The following is a 14745-nucleotide window of genomic DNA, read 5'->3' as shown; positions in this document are numbered from 1 at the left end:
CAGTATCGCCCGCGATGCGCGGGCCTGATGTCATTATTGTTGTTCTTCTTCGTAAGGCGTTGCCTGAAACTGCGTGCGCGGCATGATGTTGACGGTTTCGTGTAACTCAGACCAAACCAGCACCACCTCGCCGCTTTTCAGCTGACGGCGCACGTCATCAACTTTCTGCGTCAGCGTCTTTTCCTGTTCGCCGTAGTCGGTGCCTTCCCGCAAAACGAACGACTCAATCAGGTTTTCCAGCGTATCTTCAGCCAGTTGTTCCCAGGGAATAATCATGACTTCTGCTCCAGGTACGGCGCCAACCAGGCGGGGATACGCTGTTCGAGCCACATCTGCGGCTGCTTCAGGCTGCCGCCGACGAACCCGACGTGCCCGCCGAATTCGGTCAGTTGATATTCAATGTTAGACGGTAAACTGCCCGGCTGCGGAATAACGTCGGGCGTCATGAACGGATCGTCTTTGGCGTGAATGATCAGCGTCGGCACTTTGATTTGCGGCAGCAGCGGCATGGCGCTGCAACGGCGGTAATAGTCAACGGCGTCGCTGAAGCCGTGCAGGCGCGAGGTGATGGCGTCGTCGAACTCGCGCAGGCGGCGGATGCGGTTCAGGGCCGGCAGATCCAGCGGCAGCGTGCCGGGGTAGCGCCGTAGCTTGCGCGCCGCGTTTTGCTTCAGCAAATTCAGCAAATAGCGTTGGTAAATGCGTGATACGCCCTGTTCCAGACGATCCGAGCAGGGTTCCAGCATCAGCGGCGCAGAAACGATAACCGCCGCCTCCAGCGGTGCGGCGTCGCCTTCCTGCCCGAGATAACAGGCCAGCATGTTGCCGCCCAGCGAAACGCCCACAGCAGCGGTGGGTTGGCTGCCGTGGGTTTCACGCAGCCAGTGAAGAAAGAAACGGGCGTCTTCGGTTTCACCGGAATGATAAATACGCTGCATTTTGTTGGGCTCGCCGCTGCAGCCGCGAAAATGCATCACGACGCCAAGCCAGCCCTGCTGGCGCCAGGCATTCAGCAGACCGTGGGCGTAGGGGCTGTAAAAGTTACCCTCCAGGCCATGAAATAACACCACGCGCGGTTTGTGGCGCGCCGCTTCCGGCGGTTCGCTCCAGGCGAGATCGACGAAATCACCGTCTGGCAGGGTCAATCGCTGCCAATGCGGCTCCAGCATAACCTTGCGACGCACCAGGCGCGGCAGGATCGTTTGCACGTGGGGATTGCTCGCCCCCGGCATCGGGAAAAATTGCGCGTTCATCAGGTGATTAAAATTCATGTTGTTGGGTCTTGTGCGATCAATATCACACTGATAGCGTCAAGACACTATAAACATTCATTTCAGGGTTTGTCTGGGCATGGAACTGGGGCTGTTTTTTTCAATGCTGGGGTTTTTGTGGGTCGCGGCAATTACGCCCGGCCCGAATAACATGTTATTGACGTCTTCGGGGGCTAACTTCGGATTCACGCGTTCCGTGCCGCTGATGTTCGGTATTATGCTGGGCATGCAGTCGCTGCTGTTGCTGGTGGCGTTCGGCGTTGGCGGGCTGCTGGTGGTTTATCCGTCGTTGCATACGACCCTGAAAGTGCTGGGAAGCGCTTATTTGCTGTATATCGCCTGGAAGATTGCGACGTCCAGCTATGAGCGGCTTGATCCGGCCGCCGTTAAGGTCGGCAAGCCGGTGTATTGGTATCAGGGGTGGTTGCTGCAATTCCTGAACCCCAAGGCCTGGCTGATGGGGCTGGGGGCGATAACCAGCTTTAGCCTGGCCGGCGAGCGTTACAACTATTCGGTGCTGGCGATTAGCGTCGGTATGTTTTTGGTGAATCTGGTGGCGGGGATTGTCTGGCTGGGGTTTGGTACGCTGATCGGGCGCCTGTTGCGCAGCCGCCGCGCCTGGTTCACGTTCAATATTTCGATGGGATTGCTGACCGCGGCCTGCGTATTGCTGATCTGGCATTAAGGAAACGCTGCGGGCGCCAGACGGGCGCCCGCATGATCATCAGCCCTCTTCGAAGGCTTTCGTCATCTGCTCCAACTGCTCCTGCGCATCCAGCCACGTCATTTCCGCCGCTTCCAGCGCCGTCTTGGTTTGCGTCTGCTGTTGCAGGCATTGCGTGAGTTCTGCTTTGCGGTCGGTGTCGTACAGGCCGCTGTCCGAGAGCTTTTCTTCCAGCGCGGCGAGCTGAGCGCCCAGCTTTTCCATCTGCTGTTCCATCTGAGCGATAAGCTTGCGGACCGGCTGGGTCTGGCTGCGGAAGTCGGCTTCCCGGCGTTTTTGGTCTTTGCGCGATTGCGCGTTATTCACCGTGCCTTCGGCGCTCTTCGGCGCGCTTTCCTGCTGATTTTCCTGACGTTGCAGATCGATCATCCATTGCTGGTAGTCCTCCAGATCGCCGTTGAACGGCTCAACCTGGCCGTCGTGGACCAGGTAAAGATCGTCGGTGGTGGAGCGCAACAAATGCCGGTCGTGGGAAACGACGACCAGCGCGCCTTCGAAGTCGATAAGCGCTTCGGTCAGCGCCTGGCGCATGTCCAGATCCAGGTGGTTGGTCGGTTCGTCGAGCAGCAGCAGGTTGGGGCGCTGCCAGACGATCAACGCCAGCACCAGACGGGCTTTTTCGCCACCGGAGAAACGTTGGGTCGCTTCGCTGACTTTATCGCCGTGGAAGCCGAAACCGCCCAGGTAGTCGCGCAGTTGCTGCTCGGTTTCGCGCTCCGCCAGGCGGGTGAGGTGCTGCAACGGGGATTCATCCGCACGCAGGTATTCCAGCTGATGCTGGGCGAAATAGCCCAGCTTCACGCCCTTCGCCAGCGCGACCTCTCCGTGCTGCGGCGTTAACTCGCCGGCCAGCAGTTTGATCAACGTCGATTTCCCGGCGCCGTTACGGCCCAGAAGGCCGATGCGCGAGCCGGGCACCAGATTGAGCTTGATTGAGTTGAGCACGGTACGCTCGCCGTAGCCGGCGCTGACTTTTTCCATGCGCAGCAGCGGATTGGGCAGGCTTTCCGGCAGGCGGAAGCTGAAGCGGAACGGGTTGTCCACGTGCGCCGGGGCGATCAGCTCCATGCGCTCCAGCATTTTTATCCGGCTCTGGGCCTGTTTGGCCTTGGTCGCCTTGGCGCGGAAGCGGTCAATGTAGTGCTGGAGATGGGCGACTTTGGCCTGCTGGCTTTCGTACAGCGCTTGCTGCTGCGACAGCTTGGTGGCGCGCTGCAGCTCGAACGACGAGTAATTGCCGGTGTATTCGAACAACTGCTCCTGCTCGATATGCAGAATTTTGTCCACGATGGGATCGAGGAAGTCCCGGTCATGGGAGATCAGGATCAACGTGCCCTGATAAGACTTCAGCCAGCGCTCCAGCCAGATCACCGCATCAAGATCGAGGTGGTTGGTTGGTTCGTCGAGCAGCAGCAGGTCTGAGCGGCACAGCAGCGCCTGGGCCAGGTTGAGGCGCATGCGCCATCCGCCGGAGAAGGATTTTACCGGCTCCTGTAACTGGCTTTGGCTGAAGCCCAAACCATGTAACAGGCTGGCGGCGCGCGGGCGGATGGTCCAGGCCTGAATGGCGTCCAGCTTGCCGTGCAGCAGGGCGATGGCGTTGCCGTCGTTGCGGGCGTTGGCGTCCGCCAGATCGGTTTCCAACTGGCGGAACTCCCGATCGCCGTCCAGCACGTATTCCAGCGCGGGGATATCCAGCGCAGGCGTTTCCTGGTTTACCCAGGCCAGCGACCAGTTGCCGGGAAATGTCACGTTGCCGGCGTCCGCGCTGATTTCACCCTTCAGCAGCGACAGCAGGGTTGATTTCCCGCAGCCGTTTTTACCGACCAGGCCGACTTTTTGGCCCGGATTAATGGTCGCGCTGGCGTTATCCAGCAGGACGCGGGTTCCGCGGCGAATTTGTAACGATGAGAAAACAATCATAAAGCGTCGTCTACTGAGAGTGTGTTAAAATATCTTTGCTTTTAAGTAAATTAATCTTGGTAACGTGTTTTCTTTAGCAACATTACCTTTGGCTATATAACCATAACCGTCACGGCCGCCCGTTATCATGTCGGGCATCCGGCCTTACCGCGCCGCATGGTAGCGGAAAAACTTTCTGATGACGATGTTTTGGGAGGGGAATCGATGTCGCAGCCACCGCGGGTTTTGCTGCTGTATGCCCATCCGGAGTCACAGGACTCGGTTGCTAACCGGGTTTTGCTGCAACCGGCGCAGCAACTTGAACATGTTACCGTGCACGATTTGTATCAGCACTATCCCGATTTTTTTATTGATATCCACCATGAGCAGAAACTGCTGCGCGAACATCAGGTGATTGTCTTTCAGCATCCGCTGTATACCTACAGCTGCCCGGCGTTGCTCAAAGAGTGGCTGGACCGGGTACTGACGCGCGGTTTTTCCAGCGGCGTCGGCGGCAATGCGCTGCGCGGCAAATACTGGCGTTCGGTGGTGACCACCGGCGAGCCGGAGGGCGCTTATCAGGTCAGCGGCTATAACCATCACACCCTGGAGGAGCTGATGCGTCCTTTCGAACTGACGGCAGGCATGTGCCACATGCACTGGATGACGCCGATGGTGGTGTACTGGGCGAGGCGGCTGAAGCCGGATGTGTTGCAGTCGCACGCGAAAGCGTACGGTCAGTGGTTGGCGGCGCCGCTCGGCGGGGGACGACGATGAGCGAAGAGAGTTCTTTATTGCCGGCGATCCTGCTGTTTTTGTTTGCGGCAGTGGTCGCGGTTCCGATCGCGCGCCGGCTGGGTATCGGCACCGTGCTGGGTTTTTTGATCGCCGGAATTGCCATCGGCCCGTGGGGGCTGGGCTTCATCCGTGATGTGGATGAGATTTTGCACTTTGCCGAGCTGGGGGTGGTGTTCCTGCTGTTTATCATCGGACTGGAGCTGAACCCTGCCAAGCTGTGGGCGCTGCGGCGTTCTATTTTCGGCGCGGGGGCCGGGCAGGTGATTTTGTCGGCGCTGGCGCTGGGCGGGTTGCTTTGCCTGACGGGGTTTGCCTGGCAGGCGGCGGTGATCGGCGGTATCGGGTTGGCGATGTCCTCGACGGCGATGGCGCTGCAACTGATGCGCGAAAAAGGCATGAACCGCAATGAAGGCGGGCAGCTCGGCTTCTCCGTGCTGCTGTTTCAGGACATGGCGGTGATCCCTGCGCTGGCGTTGATTCCGGTGCTGGCCGGTTCCAGCAACGATAATACCGACTGGGGATACGTCGCGCTGAAGGTCGGCGCGCTGGCGGGCATGTTGATCGGCGGCCGTTTTTTGCTGCGCCCGCTGTTCCGCTATATCGCGGCTACCGGGGTGAAGGAGATTTTTACCGCAACGGCCTTGCTGGTCGTGCTCGGCGCGGCGATGTTTATGGATGCGCTGGGGTTTTCGATGGCGTTGGGAACGTTTATCGCCGGCGTACTGCTGGCCGAAAGTGAGTTTCAGCACGAGCTGGAAATTGCCATCGAACCGTTTAAGGGGCTGCTGCTCGGGCTGTTTTTCATCTCCGTCGGCATGGCGCTGAATCTCGGCGTGCTGTACACCCATCTGGGGGAAGTGCTGCTCGGCGTGCTGTTGCTGGTGCTGATTAAGGCGCTGGTGTTGTATGTGCTGGCGCGGATTTCCGGCATCCGCAGTTCGGTGCGGCTGCAGTTCGCCGCGGTGCTGAGCCAGGGCGGGGAGTTCGCCTTCGTGCTGTTTTCCGCGGCGATGACGCAGAAACTGCTGAGCGATGCCCAGGCGGCGCAGCTGCTGGTGATTGTGACTCTGTCGATGGTTACGACGCCGCTGCTGATGCAGATCGTCGATAAAATTCTGGAAAAACGCTACAACCTCAGCGAGGAAAATGACGAAGCGCCTTATGTTGAAGACGACGATCCGCAGGTAATCATCGTGGGATTCGGGCGTTTCGGCCAGGTGATCGGGCGTTTGCTGATGGCGAACAAAATGCGCATCACCGTGCTGGAGCGGGATGTCAGCGCGGTGAGCATGATGCGCCGTTATGGCTACAAGGTGTATTACGGCGACGCCACCGATCTGGAACTGCTGCGCGCCGCCGGCGCGGAGAAGGCGCGTGCTATCGTGGTGACCTGCAATGAGCCGGAAGACACCATGGCCGTGGTGCATTTGTGCCAGCATCATTTCCCTCATCTGCGTATTCTGGCGCGCGCCCGTGGCCGCGTGGAGGCGCATGAGCTGCTGATGGCCGGCGTGAATCAGTTCACCCGCGAGACGTTTTCCAGCGCGCTGGAACTGGGGCGTAAGGCGCTGATTGAACTGGGTATGCATCCGCATCAGGCGCACCGGGCGCAGCAGCATTTTCGCCGGCTGGATATGCGCATGCTCAGGGAACTGATGCCGCAGCATCACGGCGACGTGGCCCAGGTATCGCGCGTGAAAGAAGCGCGGCGCGAACTGGAGGATATCTTTCAGCGCGAAATGCAGCATGAACGTAAACAGCTTCACAGCTGGGATGAGGAAGAGGATGGCCTTGAGCCGTAATAATAAAATGATGAAGAAAAAATTTATCGCCGGGGCTGTCTGCCCCGCATGCAAGGTGCAGGACACGCTGGTGGTGTGGCGCGAGAATAATATTGAACGGGCGGAATGCGTTAAGTGCGGTCATCAACTGGCGCAGCCTGAAGCGGATGTGAGCGGGTACGTGGATGATAATAAGCAAATGATCGGTATTTTTCGCCCTGATTAAGTATCAACGGTGGCGTTTAAGCGTACTATTTTTTATCCTGTCGCATACAATGGCGCGGATTCGGCTTTACCCTCATGATTAAGGGTATACAATTCGTGCCAAATTAGTTTCCAACGGTAGGAGATATCATGAAAGTAGCAAAAGACCTGGTAGTCAGCTTGGCTTACCAGGTACGTACAGAAGACGGTGTTTTAGTTGATGAGTCTCCGGTGAGCGCACCGTTGGACTATCTGCACGGACATGGTTCTCTGATCGCTGGCCTGGAGAAGGCGCTGGAAGGGCACGACGTGGGCGACCGCTTCGACGTGCACGTTGGCGCAAATGATGCGTATGGCAGCTATGACGACAATCTGGTGCAGCGCGTACCGAAAGACGTCTTTATGGGCGTTGACGAGCTGCAGGTCGGCATGCGTTTCCTGGCGGAAACCGATCAGGGTCCGGTGCCGGTAGAAATCACCGAAGTCGGCGACGATCACGTGGTGGTTGACGGTAACCACATGCTGGCCGGCCAGAACCTGAACTTCAACGTTGAAGTCGTGGCTGTCCGCGAAGCGACCGCTGAAGAGCTGGAGCACGGCCATGTACACGGCGAGCATGACCATGAGCACGGTCACGGCGGATGCTGTGGCGGTCACGGCCATGACCACGATCACGGCGATGGTTGCTGTGGCGGCCATGGTCACGACCACGATCATGAGCACGGTCATGGCGGCGGCGGTTGCTGCGGCGGTCAGGGCAAAGGTAAAGGCAACGGCGGTTGCGGTTGTCACTGATACCCGGCGTATAACAAAAAAGCGGCTGATTAAGCCGCTTTTTTGTTGCCTGGAATCCGCCGCATCAATAATGCGGCGGCGGAACCTCTTCCGACTGCGACGCGACCATGGAAGGCTGCGACGCGCGCAGTTTGTCGATGAGCAGGCGCATATGCTCGCGCATTTTGTTCATTTCCCACTGCTGCTGGATGATGGTCTGATTCAGCTCTTCAATAGTGAGTTCCTGAAAGGCCAGACGGCTTTCGAGCAGTTCCAGCCGGGCTTCAAACGCCGCCGGGTCCCAGTCTGATGATTGCATATGAAGCTCCAGATAACCGCGTGATGTGCGGTGAAATCATAACGTGCAGGCATAATGCCCAATAGTGTTTATTTTACCCGTAAATGAGCGGGAATACCCGTCATGATTGACTACACTGAATTGAATGCGTGGATGAAACTTTTTCCTTGCAGCAAAGTCAGATGGTGGTCATTCTGGTGCGCGTAGTGGTTGTTTTGAGCTATAGTAGCCACCCTAATCTTAGATCAGCGTTATTTAAGGCCATCCGCCTTAAAGTTTGGAGAAATGGATGAAATCGTTATTTAAAGTCACCGTGCTTGCAGCCACTATGGCGATGGCCCTGAACGCTCAGGTTTTCGCTGAAGAGAACGCAGGAAAAGCCGCAGCCGCCCCCGCACCGGCGGTGAGCGCAGAGAAAAAATTCGACACTGATGACCAGCAGGCGGCCTATGCATTAGGCGCTTCACTGGGTCGTTACATGGAAAACTCCCTGAAAGAGCAGGAAAAGCTGGGTATCAAGCTGGATAAGACCCAGCTGATCGCCGGCGTTCAGGATGCGTTTGCCGATAAGAGCAAACTGACCGATCAGGAAATCGAGCAGACTCTGCAGGGTTTTGAAGCCCGCGTGAAGGCTTCTGCTCAGGCGAAGATGGAGCAGGATGCCAAGGCGAGCGAAGAAGCCGGTAAAAAATACCGTGACAGCTTTGCAAAAGAGAAAGACGTTAAGACCACGAAATCCGGCCTGATGTATCAGGTTGAGAAAGAAGGGACTGGCGAAGCGCCGAAAGATACCGACACCGTAACGGTAAACTACAAAGGTACGCTGACCGACGGCTCTGAGTTCGACAACTCTTACAGCCGCGGCGAGCCGCTGTCATTCCGTCTTGACGGGGTCATCCCGGGCTGGACCGAAGGCCTGAAGCACGTTAAGAAAGGCGGCAAGATCAAGCTGGTCATTCCGCCGGATCTGGCCTACGGCAAAACCGGCGTTCCGGGGATCCCGGCTAACTCTACGCTGGTGTTTGACGTTGAGCTGCTGGACGTAAAACCCACGCCGAAGAACGAAACCGAAGCGAACAAACCGGCGGAAAAACCCGCTGAGAAATCAGGTAAATAATTTATCTGGTTTACGCGCTGAAAGCCGTGGCAGCAATGCCGCGGCTTTTCTTTTTCTCGATCCGCCGACGGAGAGGGATTGCGAAAAAACTTCCCCCATCCGCCTCAAAGAGTTAAAAATAGCTGCTTATCGGTAAGCGTCGTCCCGGTTTCGTTCGCAAACGGGGTTGCGGCACGGGGCTTTCCGGGCGGTTTCCGGTTTTTAGCCTGCCCCCGGCATTCGCGGGCGGGGCCTGTGCTTGCGTTTACGTTAAATCATAAAGTATTCAAAGTGACCGGAGATGATGTCGAGGGGTTCAACCGCGAGGGTTGTTTGCAATGTCCAATGTGCTTTTGTCTGGTGACGCCAGCGAGCTGGAACTGCTGGATGAGCGTCCGTTCAGCCAGTCAGATTATGAAATTCTGAAATCTTATGAAGCCGTGGTGGACGGCCTGGCGATGCTCATCGGATCGCATTGCGAGATCGTATTGCATTCCCTGGAAGATCTGAAATGCTCAGCCGTGCGCATTGCCAACGGGGAACACACCGGGCGGCAGATCGGCTCTCCTATCACCGATCTGGCCCTGCGCATGTTGCATGACATGGCCGGGGAGGACAGCAGCGTTTCCAAAGCCTATTTCACCCGCGCCAAGAGCGGCGTGCTGATGAAGTCGGTCACTATCGCCATCCGCAACAAAGAGCAGCGGGTGATCGGGTTGCTGTGTATCAACATGAACCTGGACGTGCCTTTTTCCCAGATTGTGGAAACCTTCATCCCGAAAGAGCCGCAGGAAGTTTCTTCTTCGGTCAACTTCGCGTCGTCGGTGGATGACCTGGTCGCGCAAACGCTGGAGTTCACCATTGAAGAAGTGAATGCCGACCGTACGGTGTCTAACAACGCCAAAAATCGCCAGATCGTGTTGAACCTGTATGAGAAGGGCATTTTCGATATCAAGGATGCCATCAACCAGGTGGCCGATCGGCTGAATATCTCCAAACATACGGTCTATCTCTATATCCGCCAGTTTAAAAGCGGCGACATTCAGGGCGATCGCTGATGCTGCGGTATGCGCTGTTCGTGACCGGCCCGGCGTATGGCACGCAGGCGGCCAGCAGCGCCTGGCAGTTCGCCCGTGCGTTGATTGAGGCAGGGCACCGGCTGGAGAGCGTATTTTTTTATCGTGAGGGCGTGAGCAACGCCAATCAGCTGACTGCGCCCGCCAGCGATGAATGCGATCTGGTCCGGGCATGGCAGCAGCTTGCGCAGGAACATGAGGTCACGCTTAATGTCTGCGTTGCCGCCGCCCTGCGGCGCGGCGTGGTGTCGGAAGACGAAGCGCGCCAGCTCGGCCTGCCGGCGGCCAACCTGCAACCCGGGTTCACGCTGAGCGGCCTGGGCGCTCTGGCGGAAGCGGCGCTGCGCTGCGATCGTATTATGCAGTTCTGAGAGGATAGAATGCGACGTCTCGCCTTTGTTTTTACCTCCCCTCCGCACACAACCAGCGCCGGGCGCGAAGGGCTGGACGCGCTGCTGGCGGCGTCCGCCTTCAGCGAAGACGTCCGGGTGTTTTTCGTCGGCGACGGCGTATTTCAGTTACTGCGCGATCAGAAACCGGCGCAGATACTGGCGCGCGATTATGTGGCGACGTTCGGCGTTATGCCGCTCTACGACATCGAACACGTGTACTTATGCGGTGAGTCCCTGCATGAGCGCGGACTGCAGGATGTGACGGCATGGGCGACGGCCTGCTCGGTGCTGCCGGCTGCGCAAATGAGGGCGGAGCTGGCGCAGTGCGACGTCGTGCTGACATTTTGAGAGGCGAGGTATAACGTGCTTCATACCCTGAACAAATCCCCCGTTGCGGCCGATCTGACTACGCTTTGCCTGTTTATGGGCGACGGCGATGACCTGGTGCTGTTGCAGGACGGCGTGCTGTGCGCGGTGAACGGCGCCCGCCCGCTTGACGTCTTACCCGCGGCGCAGGTATACGCCCTGGCGGCAGATGTTGAGGCGCGCGGTTTGAGCGCGCATATTTCCCCCGCAATCAGGCTGCTTGACTATACTGAATTCGTTACGTTGAGCGAAAAACATACGCAGCAGATGGCCTGGTAAAATGCGCGTCAGCACGCAGTGACTTGTATATTTCTTGACACCTTCACGGGTCGGCAATAAAATTCTGCGTCCTTATACTTTGCCAATGGTGGGTATAAGGCGATTTATCACATGTTTACGAAGCTAAAGCAAAGCAAAACCAGGAGCTATAATGGCAACAATTAACCAGCTGGTACGCAAACCGCGCGCCATGAAGGTTGCTAAGAGCAACGTTCCGGCGCTGGAAGCCTGCCCGCAGAAACGTGGCGTATGTACTCGCGTATATACCACCACGCCGAAAAAACCGAACTCAGCGCTGCGTAAAGTATGCCGTGTGCGTTTGACTAACGGTTACGAAGTGAGTTCTTACATTGGTGGCGAAGGCCACAACCTGCAGGAGCACTCCGTGATCCTGATCCGTGGCGGTCGTGTTAAGGACCTGCCGGGTGTGCGTTACCACACCGTTCGTGGCGCGCTGGACTGCTCAGGTGTTAAAGACCGTAAGCAGGCTCGCTCCAAGTATGGCGTGAAGAAGCCGAAGGCTTAATGGTTCTCCGTTAAGTAAGGCCAAACGTTTTAACTTTAATGTCAAACTAAACTCGTAGAGTTTTGGACAATCCTGAATTAACAACGGAGTATTTCCATGCCACGTCGTCGCGTCATTGGTCAGCGTAAAATTCTGCCGGATCCGAAGTTCGGATCAGAACTGCTGGCTAAATTTGTAAATATCCTGATGGTAGACGGTAAGAAGTCTACCGCAGAAAGCATTGTTTATACCGCGCTGGAGACCCTGGCTCAGCGTTCCGGTAAAAGCGAACTGGAAGCCTTTGAAGTAGCCCTGGACAACGTCCGTCCGACCGTCGAAGTTAAGTCTCGCCGTGTTGGTGGTTCTACTTATCAGGTTCCGGTTGAAGTTCGTCCGGTCCGTCGTAATGCGCTGGCAATGCGTTGGATCGTTGAAGCCGCTCGTAAACGCGGTGATAAATCCATGGCTCTGCGCCTGGCGAATGAACTGTCTGATGCTGCGGAAAACAAAGGTACCGCAGTGAAGAAACGCGAAGATGTTCATCGCATGGCAGAGGCCAACAAGGCGTTCGCACACTACCGTTGGTAATCCCTTCGTAGTGTTAGTAACCAGGCGGACGCTTCAGGTAAGTCGTCCGCTGTGGGTAACTTAACTTGAACGTCCTAGGAATAGAGGAATCAAATGGCTCGCACAACACCCATTGCACGCTACCGTAATATCGGTATCAGTGCTCACATCGACGCCGGTAAGACCACGACTACCGAACGTATTCTGTTCTACACCGGTGTAAACCATAAACTCGGTGAGGTTCATGACGGCGCAGCAACCATGGACTGGATGGAGCAGGAACAGGAACGTGGTATTACCATTACCTCTGCTGCCACCACTGCATTTTGGTCAGGTATGGCCAAACAGTTTGAACCGCACCGTATCAACATCATTGATACCCCGGGGCACGTTGACTTCACTATCGAAGTAGAACGTTCTATGCGTGTTCTGGACGGCGCGGTAATGGTCTACTGTGCTGTTGGTGGTGTTCAGCCGCAGTCTGAAACCGTATGGCGCCAGGCGAACAAGTATCGCGTACCGCGTATCGCGTTCGTTAACAAAATGGACCGTATGGGTGCGAACTTCCTGAAAGTAGTTGGCCAGATCAAAACCCGTCTGGGCGCGAACCCGGTTCCGCTGCAGTTGGCGATTGGTGCTGAAGAAGCGTTCACCGGCGTTGTTGACCTGGTGAAAATGAAAGCCATCAACTGGAACGATGCTGACCAGGGCGTATCCTTCACCTATGAAGATATCCCGGCCGACATGCAGGAGCTGGCTGAAGAGTGGCACCAGAATCTGATCGAATCCGCAGCTGAAGCGTCTGAAGAGCTGATGGAGAAATACCTGGGCGGCGAAGAGCTGACCGAGGAAGAGATCAAGAAAGCGCTGCGTCAGCGTGTGCTGAACAACGAAATCATCCTGGTAACCTGTGGTTCTGCGTTCAAGAACAAGGGCGTACAGGCAATGCTGGATGCGGTAATCGAATACCTGCCGGCACCGACTGACGTTCCGGCGATCAACGGTATGCTGGACGACGGTAAAGATACCCCGGCTGAGCGTCATCCCAGCGATGATGAGCCGTTTGCGGCACTGGCGTTTAAAATCGCTACTGACCCGTTCGTGGGTAACCTGACGTTCTTCCGCGTGTACTCCGGCGTAGTTAATTCCGGCGACACCGTACTGAACTCCGTGAAGTCGGCGCGTGAGCGTTTCGGCCGTATCGTTCAGATGCATGCTAACAAGCGTGAAGAGATCAAAGAAGTTCGTGCGGGCGACATCGCTGCGGCTATCGGCCTGAAAGACGTGACCACCGGGGATACCCTGTGCGATCCGAACGCGCCGATCATCCTGGAGCGTATGGAGTTCCCTGAGCCGGTTATCTCTATCGCCGTTGAACCGAAAACCAAAGCGGACCAGGAAAAAATGGGTGTCGCTCTGGGCCGTCTGGCGAAGGAAGACCCGTCATTCCGCGTATGGACTGACGAAGAAACCAACCAGACCATCATCGCTGGTATGGGTGAATTGCACCTCGATATCATCGTTGACCGTATGAAGCGTGAATTCAACGTTGAAGCTAACGTGGGTAAACCGCAGGTTGCTTACCGTGAAACCATCCGTGACAGCGTCAAGGATATTCAGGGTAAACACGCCAAACAGTCCGGTGGTCGTGGTCAGTACGGTGACGTTGTCATCGACATGTACCCGCTGGAGCCGGGTGGTAAAGGCTACGAATTTATCAACGACATTAAAGGCGGCGTGATTCCGGGTGAATACATTCCGGCCGTTGATAAAGGTATCCAGGAACAGCTGAAGTCTGGTCCGCTGGCCGGTTATCCGGTAGTGGATATCGGTGTGCGTCTGCATTACGGTTCTTACCATGATGTTGACTCCTCCGAACTGGCGTTTAAACTGGCCGCGTCTATCGCCTTTAAAGATGGCTTTAAGAAAGCGAAGCCGGTTCTGCTTGAGCCTATCATGAAGGTTGAAGTTGAAACCCCGGAAGACTACATGGGTGATGTTATCGGTGACCTGAACCGTCGTCGCGGCATTATTGAAGGTATGGACGATACGCCTACCGGCAAAACTGTTCGCGCTCAGGTTCCGCTGTCTGAAATGTTCGGTTATGCTACCGACCTGCGTTCTCAGACCCAGGGCCGTGCTTCTTACTCCATGGAGTTCCTGAAGTATGCTGAAGCGCCGAATAACGTCGCTCAGGCCGTAATTGAAGCCCGTGGTAAATAAGCTTTCGGGTTTTTAACACAATGATCCCGTGCTCTCTCCAGCGGGGGAGAGCACATTAGTAAGGAATATAGCCGTGTCTAAAGAAAAATTTGAACGTACAAAACCGCACGTTAACGTTGGTACCATCGGCCACGTTGACCACGGTAAAACTACCCTGACCGCAGCCATCACTACCGTTCTGGCAAAAACCTACGGTGGTAACGCTCGTGCATTCGATCAGATCGATAACGCGCCGGAAGAAAAAGCACGTGGTATCACCATCAACACTTCTCACGTTGAATACGATACCCCGACCCGTCACTACGCTCACGTAGACTGCCCGGGCCACGCCGACTACGTTAAAAACATGATCACCGGTGCTGCCCAGATGGACGGCGCGATCCTGGTTGTTGCAGCGACTGACGGCCCGATGCCGCAGACCCGTGAGCACATCCTGCTGGGTCGTCAGGTAGGCGTTCCGTACATCATCGTGTTCCTGAACAAGTGCGA

The 14745-nt window shown here is 56.5% G+C and carries 18 protein-coding genes; 14 read left to right on the top strand and 4 right to left on the bottom strand.

Annotated features, from left to right (window positions below):
- Positions 1–33 precede the first annotated feature (33 nt).
- Both C8D90_RS07515 and C8D90_RS07510 read right to left on the bottom strand, forming a co-directional pair.
- Positions 34–276: a YheU family protein gene (locus C8D90_RS07515; protein WP_115457831.1), complete on the bottom strand. Its 243-nt coding sequence runs from the start codon at positions 274–276 to the stop codon at positions 34–36.
- Positions 273–1253, bottom strand: a complete 981-nt coding sequence (locus C8D90_RS07510; protein ID WP_115458178.1) for a hydrolase — start codon at positions 1251–1253, stop codon at positions 273–275. Before C8D90_RS07510 ends, C8D90_RS07515 begins: the two co-directional genes overlap by 4 nt.
- Before the next feature lie 97 nt (positions 1254–1350).
- Here C8D90_RS07510 and C8D90_RS07505 point away from each other — a divergent pair, with 97 nt between their 5' ends.
- Positions 1351–1956, top strand: coding sequence for a LysE family translocator (locus C8D90_RS07505; protein ID WP_115457830.1), 606 nt, complete (start codon positions 1351–1353; stop codon positions 1954–1956).
- A gap of 39 nt (positions 1957–1995) precedes the next feature.
- Here C8D90_RS07505 and C8D90_RS07500 read toward each other — a convergent pair whose 3' ends face one another.
- Positions 1996–3918 carry an ABC transporter ATP-binding protein gene (locus C8D90_RS07500; RefSeq protein WP_115457829.1) on the bottom strand — a complete coding sequence of 641 codons (1923 nt, stop codon included), beginning with the start codon at positions 3916–3918 and terminating at the stop codon, positions 1996–1998.
- 204 nt (positions 3919–4122) lie between these two features.
- Between C8D90_RS07500 and kefG the strand changes: the two genes are divergently transcribed.
- From kefG to slyD, 4 genes are all read left to right on the top strand, one after another.
- Complete coding sequence (gene kefG / locus C8D90_RS07495) at positions 4123–4674, top strand: glutathione-regulated potassium-efflux system ancillary protein KefG (RefSeq protein WP_115457828.1); 552 nt, start codon at positions 4123–4125, stop codon at positions 4672–4674.
- Complete coding sequence (kefB, locus tag C8D90_RS07490; protein WP_115457827.1) at positions 4671–6497, top strand: glutathione-regulated potassium-efflux system protein KefB; 1827 nt, start codon at positions 4671–4673, stop codon at positions 6495–6497. The genes kefG and kefB overlap by 4 nt, the downstream gene beginning before the upstream one ends.
- A gap of 10 nt (positions 6498–6507) precedes the next feature.
- On the top strand, positions 6508–6702 hold the full coding sequence (locus tag C8D90_RS07485) for a YheV family putative zinc ribbon protein (protein ID WP_115458177.1): 195 nt from the start codon (positions 6508–6510) through the stop codon (positions 6700–6702).
- A 128-nt stretch (positions 6703–6830) separates the two neighbouring features.
- Positions 6831–7475, top strand: coding sequence for a peptidylprolyl isomerase (gene slyD, locus C8D90_RS07480; protein WP_115457826.1), 645 nt, complete (start codon positions 6831–6833; stop codon positions 7473–7475).
- Positions 7476–7539: 64 nt separating this feature from the next.
- On the opposite strand, the gene C8D90_RS07475 is transcribed toward slyD, so the two are convergent.
- Positions 7540–7773 carry a protein SlyX gene (locus tag C8D90_RS07475; protein ID WP_115457825.1) on the bottom strand — a complete coding sequence of 78 codons (234 nt, stop codon included), beginning with the start codon at positions 7771–7773 and terminating at the stop codon, positions 7540–7542.
- Positions 7774–8041: 268 nt separating this feature from the next.
- On the opposite strand from C8D90_RS07475, the gene fkpA reads away from it, so the two are divergent.
- The 9 genes from fkpA to C8D90_RS07430 all read left to right on the top strand — a co-directional run.
- On the top strand, positions 8042–8869 hold the full coding sequence (fkpA, locus tag C8D90_RS07470; protein WP_115457824.1) for an FKBP-type peptidyl-prolyl cis-trans isomerase: 828 nt from the start codon (positions 8042–8044) through the stop codon (positions 8867–8869).
- A gap of 317 nt (positions 8870–9186) precedes the next feature.
- Entirely contained in the window at positions 9187–9906 is a 720-nt protein-coding gene (locus C8D90_RS07465) for a helix-turn-helix transcriptional regulator (RefSeq protein WP_115457823.1), read from the top strand.
- Complete coding sequence (gene tusD, locus C8D90_RS07460) at positions 9906–10295, top strand: sulfurtransferase complex subunit TusD (RefSeq protein ID WP_115457822.1); 390 nt, start codon at positions 9906–9908, stop codon at positions 10293–10295. The genes C8D90_RS07465 and tusD overlap by 1 nt, the downstream gene beginning before the upstream one ends.
- Positions 10296–10304: 9 nt before the next feature.
- Positions 10305–10664: a sulfurtransferase complex subunit TusC gene (tusC, locus tag C8D90_RS07455; RefSeq protein ID WP_115457821.1), complete on the top strand. Its 360-nt coding sequence runs from the start codon at positions 10305–10307 to the stop codon at positions 10662–10664.
- 15 nt (positions 10665–10679) lie between these two features.
- Positions 10680–10961 (top strand): sulfurtransferase complex subunit TusB, encoded by a 282-nt coding sequence (tusB, locus tag C8D90_RS07450; RefSeq protein ID WP_115457820.1) that lies wholly within the window; start codon positions 10680–10682, stop codon positions 10959–10961.
- Between the two features lie 151 nt (positions 10962–11112).
- Complete coding sequence (rpsL, locus tag C8D90_RS07445) at positions 11113–11487, top strand: 30S ribosomal protein S12 (RefSeq protein ID WP_115457819.1); 375 nt, start codon at positions 11113–11115, stop codon at positions 11485–11487.
- Positions 11488–11583: 96 nt separating this feature from the next.
- Entirely contained in the window at positions 11584–12054 is a 471-nt protein-coding gene (rpsG, locus tag C8D90_RS07440; protein WP_115457818.1) for a 30S ribosomal protein S7, read from the top strand.
- Positions 12055–12147: 93 nt separating this feature from the next.
- Entirely contained in the window at positions 12148–14256 is a 2109-nt protein-coding gene (fusA, locus tag C8D90_RS07435; protein ID WP_115457817.1) for an elongation factor G, read from the top strand.
- A 73-nt stretch (positions 14257–14329) separates the two neighbouring features.
- A partial coding sequence (locus C8D90_RS07430; RefSeq protein WP_139109697.1) for a GTP-binding protein occupies positions 14330–14745 on the top strand: 416 nt, incomplete at its 3' end.

Origin of the sequence: Enterobacillus tribolii (assembly GCF_003363015.1) — a bacterium.
Classification (GTDB): Bacteria; Pseudomonadota; Gammaproteobacteria; order Enterobacterales; family Enterobacteriaceae; genus Enterobacillus; species Enterobacillus tribolii.
The sequence above is the reverse complement of the archived record's forward strand: the minus strand, read 5'-3'. Positions and strand labels throughout refer to the sequence as shown.

Excerpts from the sequence above, each read along its gene's own strand:
- C8D90_RS07515 (WP_115457831.1), bottom strand. The coding sequence starts at position 276 with ATGATTATTCCCTGGGAACAACTGGCTGAAGATACGCTGGAAAACCTG.
- C8D90_RS07510 (WP_115458178.1), bottom strand. The coding sequence starts at position 1,253 with ATGAACGCGCAATTTTTCCCGATGCCGGGGGCGAGCAATCCCCACGTG.
- C8D90_RS07505 (WP_115457830.1), top strand. The coding sequence starts at position 1,351 with ATGGAACTGGGGCTGTTTTTTTCAATGCTGGGGTTTTTGTGGGTCGCG.
- C8D90_RS07500 (WP_115457829.1), bottom strand. The coding sequence starts at position 3,918 with ATGATTGTTTTCTCATCGTTACAAATTCGCCGCGGAACCCGCGTCCTG.
- kefG (WP_115457828.1), top strand. The coding sequence starts at position 4,123 with ATGTCGCAGCCACCGCGGGTTTTGCTGCTGTATGCCCATCCGGAGTCA.
- kefB (WP_115457827.1), top strand. The coding sequence starts at position 4,671 with ATGAGCGAAGAGAGTTCTTTATTGCCGGCGATCCTGCTGTTTTTGTTT.
- C8D90_RS07485 (WP_115458177.1), top strand. The coding sequence starts at position 6,508 with ATGAAGAAAAAATTTATCGCCGGGGCTGTCTGCCCCGCATGCAAGGTG.
- slyD (WP_115457826.1), top strand. The coding sequence starts at position 6,831 with ATGAAAGTAGCAAAAGACCTGGTAGTCAGCTTGGCTTACCAGGTACGT.
- C8D90_RS07475 (WP_115457825.1), bottom strand. The coding sequence starts at position 7,773 with ATGCAATCATCAGACTGGGACCCGGCGGCGTTTGAAGCCCGGCTGGAA.
- fkpA (WP_115457824.1), top strand. The coding sequence starts at position 8,042 with ATGAAATCGTTATTTAAAGTCACCGTGCTTGCAGCCACTATGGCGATG.
- C8D90_RS07465 (WP_115457823.1), top strand. The coding sequence starts at position 9,187 with ATGTCCAATGTGCTTTTGTCTGGTGACGCCAGCGAGCTGGAACTGCTG.
- tusD (WP_115457822.1), top strand. The coding sequence starts at position 9,906 with ATGCTGCGGTATGCGCTGTTCGTGACCGGCCCGGCGTATGGCACGCAG.
- tusC (WP_115457821.1), top strand. The coding sequence starts at position 10,305 with ATGCGACGTCTCGCCTTTGTTTTTACCTCCCCTCCGCACACAACCAGC.
- rpsL (WP_115457819.1), top strand. The coding sequence starts at position 11,113 with ATGGCAACAATTAACCAGCTGGTACGCAAACCGCGCGCCATGAAGGTT.
- rpsG (WP_115457818.1), top strand. The coding sequence starts at position 11,584 with ATGCCACGTCGTCGCGTCATTGGTCAGCGTAAAATTCTGCCGGATCCG.
- fusA (WP_115457817.1), top strand. The coding sequence starts at position 12,148 with ATGGCTCGCACAACACCCATTGCACGCTACCGTAATATCGGTATCAGT.